Genomic DNA, 9,268 nt, shown 5'->3' with positions numbered 1-9,268 from the left:
CCGCTTCAGCGTGCTGCGCAGCCTGTGCCTGCCGGTGAACCTGCTGGAAGGCAACGCACCGGACCAGCGCGGCCCGCGCCGTCGCGCGGTCGCGGCCGGCGCCGCAGGTGCAGCGACGGTGCTGACGGTGACCTGCCTGGCATTCGAAGCGGTGCTGGTGTCCGGCGCGATCGGTGCGGTGTTCATGTTCATGCCACTGGACCTGATGTCCGAATCGTGGCGTGCGGCCTGGGACATGATCGGCCGGGACACGCCGGCGTGGGCCCGGCTTGGCTTCAACCTGGCGTGCTGGCTGGCCTCGGTGCTGGTCGGGCCGTTCTTCGTCGGTGCCGGCTTTGGCCTGTACTTGAACCGGCGCACGCAGATGGAAGCCTGGGATGTGGAAATCGCCCTGCGCCGCCTGCGTGATCGACTGCTGCCGGCGGCGTCGACACTGGCCCTGCTGCTGTGCCTGGCCCTGCCACTGGCCTGCGCACCGGTGCACGCGCAGGACGCGCAGGACGCGCCGTCGATCACCGACGACGCCGACACTGCCGGCGAGGACGAAGACAGCGCGGAGGAACCGGCCACCGCCGCAAACGACCCCGCCAACACCCCGGCCACCATCTTCGGCAGCACGCCAGTGGACACCGCCGGATTCCGTCAGGCGGTGAACCGCGCCTATGAAGACCCGCTGCAGCACCCGACCCGCCAGGTCACGCACTGGAAGCCGATCGAGCAGGCCGAAGAGGCGAAGAAGGAAGACAAGCAGCTGCAAGGCGACGGCGGCAACAAGGCCGAGCGCAAGGCACGCAAGGACGGCATTGCCTGGCTGGCGCGGCTGGCCGAGTGGGGCTTGTGGGGCCTCCTGGGCATCCTGCTGCTGGTGCTGCTGCTGACCGCGCGGGTGTGGCTGCCCTGGTTGCGTGGCAGCGGCCGGCGCAAGGTCGGCGCTGCGGCCCCGGTGATTGAAGAGGCGGTGGAACTGCCCGCGGTGCTGCCACCGGACGTGGCCACCCAGGCCGGCCTGCTGTGGGACCAGGGCCGGCCACGGCAGGCGCTGGCCCTGCTCTACCGCGCCAGCGTGCGCACCGTGGGCGAGCGCAGCGGCATCGCACTGCCTCCCGGCGCCACCGAGGCGCAGTGCCTGCGTGCCTCGCGGCGCATGCCGGAGGCGGCCGACCGTGACCTGTTCGCGCGCATCGTGCGCATGTGGCAGTACGCCGCCTATGGTGGGCGCCTGCCCAGCCGCAGCGACTTCGACGCGCTGGCCGACATGCTGCGCCAGCAGTACGGGTGGCAGGCATGAGCCCGCGCCTGTTCTGGTCGTTGTTGCTGGGCCTGCTGGTGCTGATCGGCGTGCCACTGACGATCCTCTACCTGCGCACCCACGAACGGGTGAACGAGACGCTCACCCTGCCGCCGCAGGGTGAGGCCAGCTACAACCCGCTGTACGTGCTGGGCCAGGCGCTGCGCGCCGACGGCATCGAGGTGCATTCACGGCCACGGCTGGACCTGCAGCAGATGGCGCTGGGGCCGCGCGACACGGTGGTGTTGCTGCAGGACAGCAGCGAGCTGCCGGCACCCACCGTGAAACCGCTGCTGGCTTGGGTCGACCGGGGCGGGCACCTGCTGGTGCGCACACCGCCACCGGCGGAGAACGATGCCGGCAGCACGCAGGGACCCTTGCTCGACCAGCTGGGCGTGGACAGCCTGTTCCAGCGCAGCGACTGCCAGCCATTCCATATCGACGACGACAGCGGTCACAGCGAGTTCTGCGGGGGGCGCCGCTTCACGCTGGGGTTTGCTGCGCGCACGCAAGCCGAACGTCGGTGGGGCAGTGACCGCGACCTGGTGTTCGCGCGCCTGCGCCATGGCCAGGGCAAGGTGAGCATACTGGCCGACATGGAGTTCATGCGCGGCGATGTCGACACCCCCGCCGCACTGCTGGGCGCCGCTGCGGGCACGCCCAGCGATGGCCTGCACGATCCGGCCCACCGCGACCTGACCCGCTATCTGCTCGATCCGAACTACGGCAACGGTGCGGTCTGGCTGGTCTACGCCGGGCGCCCGCCGTCGCTGTGGGCGCGCCTGTTCTACCATGGCTGGCCGCTGTGGGTGCCGCTGCTGCTGGCCCTGCTGGGTTGGCTGTGGGGCCGCTCGCAGCGCTTCGGCAGCCTGCAGCCGTCTCCGCTGCTGGAACGCCGCTCGCTGCTGGAGCATGTGCGTGCCAGCGGCGAACTGCTGCTGCGCTTCGGCCACGGCGCGCGCCTGTACGACGCCGTGCTCGCCCTGTTCCTGCACCGCCTGCGCCTGCGCGCGCCGGTCGCCGCCGCACTCGATGGCGCACCGCGCGAGCAGGTCATCGCCGAGCTGCTGAAGTGGCCGCAGGGCCGCGTCGCCAGCGCGCTCACACCCCCACCGCCGCACGATTCCTCCGCCCTGCGCGAGCGCATCCGCTTGCTGCTCCAGATGAGATCCCTGCTATGACCGAAGTGCCCGAGCTGCCGGCGGCCGCCAACGCCCGCCTGATCGAACGCGTCGACGCCATCCGCGATGCCGTTGGCCATGCCTTCATCGGCCAGGCCGATGTGCTGGACCAGATCCTGGTGGCGCTGCTTGCCGGTGGCCATGTGCTGATCGAGGGCGTCCCCGGGCTGGGCAAGACCCTGCTGGTGCGTGCGCTGGCACAGGCCCTGGAACTGGATTACGGCCGCGTGCAGTTCACCCCCGACCTGATGCCCAGCGACGTCAGCGGCCACGCGGTGTACGACCCGAAGAGCGAGAGCTTCAAGATCCGCCGCGGCCCTGTGTTCACCAACCTGCTGCTGGCCGATGAGATCAACCGCGCACCGGCCAAGACCCAGTCGGCGCTGTTGGAAGTGATGCAGGAAGGCCAGGTGACCATCGAAGGCAAGGCGTTCACCCTGGCGCCGCCGTTCATGGCGTTGGCCACGCAGAACCCGCTGGAACAGGAAGGGACCTATCCGCTGCCGGAAGCACAGCTGGACCGCTTCCTGTTGAAGGTGCTGATCGACTACCCGCAGCTGGAAGACGAGAAGCGCATGGTGACTGCGATCACCAGCGGCCGCGCCGCCAGCGATTTCGACCTGAGCCAGGTGCCGCGCGTACTTGGTGCCGGCGAGTTGCTGGAGCTGCAGCGCGCCACTGCCGCGATCACCGTCGATGATGAAGTGATCGATTATGCGGTGCGGATCGTGGCGGCCACCCGGCAGTGGCCGGGGATCGCCGTCGGTGCCGGGCCGCGCGGCAGCATCGCACTGGTACGTGCGTCTCGCGCGCAGGCGGTGCTGGCCGGTCGTGATTTCGTCACTCCGGATGATGTGCGCGACATCGCGCGCCCGGCGCTGCGACACCGCATCGCGCTGGCCCCGGAACTGCAGATCGAAGGCCAGGACGCCGACGATGTGCTGGGTGCACTGCTGGCCAAGGTGGAAGCACCGCGCCGATGAGGCCGTCCCCGCTGCTGCTGGTGCTGCTGCTGGCCTGGGCCGTGCTGGGCGGCCTGGTGCTGGGCGGCCTGCTGCCGCGCGGGGGCTGGGCGCTGGCCGCACTGGCCATCGCCCTGCCGGCGCTGTGGGACCTGTGGCGGCAGGCGCGACGACCTTCGCCGCAGGTGCAGCGCGAGCTGCCCGAGGCGCTGGCGCTGGGCGTACGTCGCGACGCCGCACTGCGGTTGCAGGCGGACGCATCGATGACGGTGCAGGTGTTCGACCTGGTGCCCGGTGGCTGGCCGCTGGAATCGCTGCCACAGCGTGTGCAGCTGCAGGCCGGCAGCGCCTCCACCCTGCACTACCACCTGCAACCGCTGCAGCGCGGGCTCTTCCGCTTCGAAGGCGTGCACCTGCGCATGCGCTCGCCGTGGCGGCTGTGGTGGCAGCAGCGCACCGTGCCACCGGCATTGGACGTGCGCGTCTATCCGAACTTCGTGCCGCTCACCCGGTTTGCGTTGTTCAGTGCCGACCAGGCCTCGCGGCTGGTCGGTGCGCACGTCAAACGCCGCCGCGGTGAAGGCACCGATTTCCACCAGATGCGCGAGTACCGCATCGGTGACAGCCTGCGCCAGCTCGACTGGAAGGCCACTGCACGTGCGCGCAAGTTGATCTCGCGCGAATACCAGGACGAAAAGAACCAGCAGCTGCTGCTGATGCTCGACAGTGGCCGGCGCATGCTGGCCAGCGAAGGCGGGCTCTCGCACTTCGACCATGCATTGAACGCCTCGCTGGTGGTGGCTTACCTGGCCCTGCGCCAGGGCGACGCCGCCGGCCTGTTCGCCGCCGGTGGCGAGCGCCGCTGGGTGGCGCCGCAGCGCGGGATGGGCACGGTCGAGCACCTGTTGCGCGCCAGCTACGACCTGCAGCCGCGCGCGGTGGCCACCGACTACCTGGCTGCCGCCACCGAGGTATCACTGCGCCAGCGTCGGCGCGCCCTGGTGATGCTGGTCAGCAACGTGCGCGACGAGGACATCGAGGACCTGCTGGCAGCCGTTCGCCTGCTGCAGCAACGCCACCTGGTGTGCGTGGCCAGCCTGCGCGAGCGCGAGCTGGACGCTGCGCTGGAGGACGAGGTGCAGACGCTGGAGGACGCCGCCCAGGCCGGCGCTGCAGCGCTGTACCTGCAGCAGCGCGCGAAGGCGCATGAAGCGCTGCGCAGCGAGAAGGTGATGGTGCTGGACGTGACCGCCGACGCGCTGCCCGCTGCGCTGGTGGAGCGCTACCTGGCGGTGAAGCGCGAAGGGTTGCTCTGATACCCACAGCGGTTGCCGGCCAGCGGCCGGCACTACCGGCACATCGCCCTGGTGGGTGCCAACCTTGGTTGGCACCAATGCCACAGCGCCGACCAAGGCCGGCATCTACCAACAACGGTGCCGGCCAGCGGCCAGCACTACCGGCACATCGCCCTGGTAGGTGCCAACCTTGGTTGGCACCAATGCCACAGCGCCGACCAAGGTCGGCCTCTACCAACAACGGTGCCGGCCAGCGGCCGGCACTACCGGCACATCGCCCTGGTGGGTGCCAACCTTGGTTGGCACCAATGCCACAGCGCCGACCAAGGTCGGCATCTACCAACAACGGTGCCGGCCAGCGGCCAGCACTACCGGCACATCGCCCTGGTAGGTGCCAACCTTGGTTGGCACGAACCCACAGCGCCGACCAAGGTCGGCATCTACCAACAACGGTGCCGGCCAGCGGCCGGCACTACCGTCACATCGCCCTGGTGGGTGCCAACCTTGGTTGGCACGAACCCACAGCGCCGACCAAGGTCGGCATCTACCAACAACGGTGCCGGCCAGCGGCCGGCACTACCCGGCACGTCGCCTTGGTAGATGCCAACCTTGGTTGGCACGACGGCCCTGTGGGCCGTACCGCCATCAGACGTAGATCCGCGTCGGCGCCTCGTCCACGATCGCGTGCGGCACGAAGCGCGCACTGTCGCGGGTGATCGCGCTGTCGTCCTCGCGGATGCCGATGCCGCAGGCGTGGTCACCGATCACCCAGCTGCCGATCAGCGGGTAACCGCCTTCGAAACGGGTGAGCGGATGCGCGCGCTGGATGATCGCTGGGCCGTCGTAGGGACCGTCGCTGCGCTGCGTGCTGCCGTCGGCCAGGTGCATCTCGATGTTGGCGCCTTCGCGCGAGAACAGTGGCTTGCGTACCCAGCCCGAGGCCAGCGTGCTGCCGTCATCGAAGTGTGCTTCCAGCAGGTTCGGATGACCGACATTGCGCTGCCACAGCAACGGCAGGATGCCCTTGTTGCTCAGCACCGCCTTCCACGCCGGTTCCAGCAGCTGCACGCCCGAGCCGGGCAGCGCGCGGCCGAATTCCTCGGTCATCAGGTCTTCCAGCGGGTACAGCTTGAACAGCGTGCCGATCACCGAATCGTCCAGCGCGGTGAAGCGGCCATCTTCGGACAGGCCGATATCCTCGATGGCGATGGCCTGGCCATGCAGGCCGGCCTGCGAGGCGCAGTCACGCAGATAATCGACGGTGCCGCGGTCTTCATCCGAGCTGCCCACGGCGCTGAAGTACAGCGGCGGCGGCAACTGCGCGGCCAGTTCGCCGAAGCGCTCGACCAGCGCTTCATGGATCGCGTTGAACTGGTCGGCGTGCTGCGGCAGGCGACCGGCGTTGCGCTGGTCTTCCAGCCACTGCCACTGGAAGAAGCTGGCCTCGAACAGCGAGGTCGGCGTGTCGTAGTTCAGTTCGTACAGCTTGGCCGGACCGGTGCCGTCGTAGGCCAGGTCCAGGCGCCCGTACAGATGCGGCTGGCGCTGGCGCCAGCTGTCGGCGATCCAGTCGCGGTAGTGCGACGGAATCGCCAGCTGGTCCATCAATCGCTCGCTGGCGATGACATCGCCGACCAGGTCCAGCGCCATCTGGTGCAGCTCGGCGCTGGGGTCTTCGATGTCCTGTTCGATCTGGCGCAGGGTGAAGGCGTAGTACGCGCTTTCATCCCAGTACGGCTGGCCATCGATGGTGTGGAAGCGGAAACCCGCCTCTTCCGCGCGTGCCCGCCACTGGGCACGCTCGGCAATCCGGATGCGCTGCATGGGTCGATCAGCCGCCGTAGCTGCCGCTGGTGCTGCGGCGCGCGCTGGTGTTGCCGAAGCCACCACGGCTGGCAGTGACCGCACGGTTCGGTTCGCTGGTGACCGGGGCCAGGCCGGCCTTGCCCGCGCCGATGCCACTGGCGGTGTTCAGGCCACCGCTACCGCCCGGGGCCGGGCGCGCCCAACCAGCGCTCTTGTCCTGGTAGGCCGGCGACGCCGCCGGCGCCTGCGGGGCCAGGCCGCCGCGGTTGCTCAGCATCTGCGACATGAAGAAGCCCATCATCATCGGGCCGATGAACGAGGTACCCGCCGACGTGTGCTGCTGCACGCACTGTTCCGGCTTGTAGTCCTTCTCGCAGGCTTCCTTGCTGGCGTACTTCGGCGCCGCATCGGCGGCCTGCTTCTGCGCTTCGGCGAAGGCGTTGCGGCACGAGGACGGATCGCCGGTGGCCTCGGTGCAGGCCTCCACCGAGGTATACAGGCCTTCCTGCACCTTCACCTCCGGCTCCTTCTGGCAGGCGGTGAACAGCAGCGGCGCGGCGCTCATCAGCAGCAGCGCGGTGGTGCGGGAACGTTTCATGGCCTCATGCCCTGTCGACGGATCAATGCCCCAATGATGCCAAATCCTGGCCAACAACCGGAATCGGCAAAGTCCGAAAGATGAACGGACTTTCATTTTCGTCGCTCCCCATCATCCACGCATGGCGTGGATCTACCGTGTCGGCCAAGGTCGGCACCTACCAACAGCCGCAGGAAACCGTCGAAGGCGGGGTGGGTCCGGTGGCAGGGGTGTGAGCCGCATGGATGCGGCGACCAAGCCCCCATGGACGGGTTCACGGCGTCCCCTGCCACCGGACCCACCCCGCCATCCCACACGAAGCCAGCTTTTGACGTTGAGGTTGAGGTTGCCGGCCAGCGGCCGGCACTACCGCTTCGGCGGGTGCAGGGCGCAGCCCTGCCACTCTCCCTCCCCGGTGGTTGCAGCAGCAACCGAAAAAATTGTCCATGATCGGGCGACCCCCACGTTGTACGGCCCGCCCGTTCCGCCAGCCATGCCTGAATACCGCTCCCGCACCTCCACCGCCGGCCGCAACATGGCCGGCGCCCGCGCCCTGTGGCGTGCCACCGGCATGAAGGACGGCGACTTCCACAAGCCGATCATCGCCATCGCCAACTCCTTCACCCAGTTCGTGCCCGGCCACGTGCACCTGAAGGACCTCGGCCAGCTGGTCGCACGCGAGATCGAGCAGGTTGGCGGCGTCGCCAAGGAATTCAACACCATCGCCGTGGACGACGGCATCGCGATGGGCCATGACGGCATGCTGTACTCGCTGCCCAGCCGCGAGATCATCGCCGACGCCGTGGAGTACATGGTCAACGCGCACTGCGCCGACGCGCTGGTGTGCATCAGCAACTGCGACAAGATCACTCCCGGCATGCTGATGGCCGCACTGCGCCTGAACATCCCGGTGGTGTTCGTCTCCGGCGGACCGATGGAAGCGGGCAAGACCAAGCTGTCCGAGCACAAACTGGACCTGGTCGACGCGATGGTGGTGGCCGCCGATGACAGCGCCTCCGACGAGAAGGTGGCGGCCTTCGAGCGCAGTGCCTGCCCCACCTGTGGTTCGTGCTCGGGCATGTTCACCGCCAACTCGATGAACTGCCTGACCGAAGCGCTGGGCCTGTCGCTGCCCGGCAACGGCACCACGCTGGCCACCCACGCCGATCGCGAGGCGCTGTTCCGCCGCGCCGGCCGCCTGATCGTCGAACTCTGCCACCGCTGGTATGGCGGCGAAGACCCGAGCGCGCTGCCGCGCGGCATCGCCACCCAGGCCGCGTTCGCCAATGCGATGACCCTGGACATCGCCATGGGCGGATCGACCAATACCATCCTGCACCTGCTGGCCGCTGCGCAGGAAGCGGAGGTCGACTTCGACCTGACCCATATCGATGCCTTGTCGCGTCGCGTACCGCAACTGTGCAAAGTGGCGCCCAACACGCCGAAGTACCACATCGAGGACGTGCACCGTGCCGGCGGCGTGTTCGGCATCCTCGGTGAACTGGACCGCGCGGGCCTGCTCGATACCGGCGTGCCGGCCGTGCACAGCGCCAGCCTCGCCGACGCGCTGGAGCGCTGGGACGTGGTGCGCAGCGACAACGACACCCTGCATACCTTCTTCAAGGCCGGCCCGGCCGGCATTCCTACCCAGGAGGCCTTCAGCCAGGCCACGCGCTGGCCAACGCTGGACGTGGACCGCGCCGAGGGCTGCATCCGCTCGCTGCAGCACGCCTATTCGCTGGAAGGCGGGCTGGCCGTGCTGCGCGGCAACCTGGCCGTGGATGGCTGCGTGGTGAAGACCGCCGGCGTGGATGAGTCGATCCACGTGTTCGAGGGCCCGGCACGCGTCTACGAAAGCCAGGACGCTGCCGTCGCCGGCATCCTCGCCGACGAAGTGCAGCCGGGCGAGGTGGTGGTGATCCGCTACGAAGGCCCGAAGGGTGGCCCGGGCATGCAGGAGATGCTGTATCCGACCAGTTACCTGAAGTCGAAGGGGCTGGGCAAGCAGTGCGCACTGCTGACCGATGGGCGCTTCTCCGGTGGCACCTCGGGCCTGTCGATCGGCCACGTCTCGCCGGAAGCGGCCAGCGGCGGGGTCATCGGCCTGGTCGAAGACGGCGACCGCATCCGCATCGACATCCCGGCCCGTCGCATCGATC

General features: G+C 68.9%; 7 protein-coding genes. 5 read left to right on the top strand and 2 right to left on the bottom strand.

Annotated features, from left to right (window positions below; translation table 11 throughout):
* The 4 genes from N7590_RS21195 to N7590_RS21180 all read left to right on the top strand — a co-directional run.
* Positions 1–1,288: DUF4129 domain-containing protein (locus N7590_RS21195; RefSeq protein WP_279935873.1), on the top strand; the 1,288-nt coding region annotated here is incomplete at its 5' end.
* Complete coding sequence (locus N7590_RS21190; RefSeq protein WP_279935872.1) at positions 1,285–2,469, top strand: DUF4350 domain-containing protein; 1,185 nt, start codon at positions 1,285–1,287, stop codon at positions 2,467–2,469. The genes N7590_RS21195 and N7590_RS21190, both read left to right, overlap by 4 nt.
* Positions 2,466–3,452 (top strand): MoxR family ATPase, encoded by a 987-nt coding sequence (locus N7590_RS21185; RefSeq protein ID WP_005411535.1) that lies wholly within the window; start codon positions 2,466–2,468, stop codon positions 3,450–3,452. Before N7590_RS21190 ends, N7590_RS21185 begins: the two co-directional genes overlap by 4 nt.
* Positions 3,449–4,747 (top strand): DUF58 domain-containing protein, encoded by a 1,299-nt coding sequence (locus tag N7590_RS21180; protein ID WP_164242679.1) that lies wholly within the window; start codon positions 3,449–3,451, stop codon positions 4,745–4,747. Before N7590_RS21185 ends, N7590_RS21180 begins: the two co-directional genes overlap by 4 nt.
* Positions 4,748–5,371: 624 nt before the next feature.
* Here N7590_RS21180 and N7590_RS21175 read toward each other — a convergent pair.
* Both N7590_RS21175 and N7590_RS21170 read right to left on the bottom strand, forming a co-directional pair.
* A complete protein-coding gene (locus N7590_RS21175; protein ID WP_053512184.1) occupies positions 5,372–6,550 on the bottom strand; it encodes a glutathionylspermidine synthase family protein in 1,179 nt (392 codons plus the stop codon).
* 7 nt (positions 6,551–6,557) lie between these two features.
* On the bottom strand, positions 6,558–7,130 hold the full coding sequence (locus tag N7590_RS21170) for a DUF1190 domain-containing protein (protein ID WP_014038869.1): 573 nt from the start codon (positions 7,128–7,130) through the stop codon (positions 6,558–6,560).
* A 472-nt stretch (positions 7,131–7,602) separates the two neighbouring features.
* On the opposite strand from N7590_RS21170, the gene ilvD reads away from it, so the two are divergent.
* Positions 7,603–9,268: dihydroxy-acid dehydratase (gene ilvD / locus N7590_RS21165; protein WP_279935871.1), on the top strand; the 1,666-nt coding region annotated here is incomplete at its 3' end.

The organism is Stenotrophomonas sp. GD04024 (genome assembly GCF_029837545.1).
GTDB classification, from domain to species: Bacteria; Pseudomonadota; Gammaproteobacteria; order Xanthomonadales; family Xanthomonadaceae; genus Stenotrophomonas; species Stenotrophomonas forensis.
The sequence above is the reverse complement of the archived record's forward strand: the minus strand, read 5'-3'. Positions and strand labels throughout refer to the sequence as shown.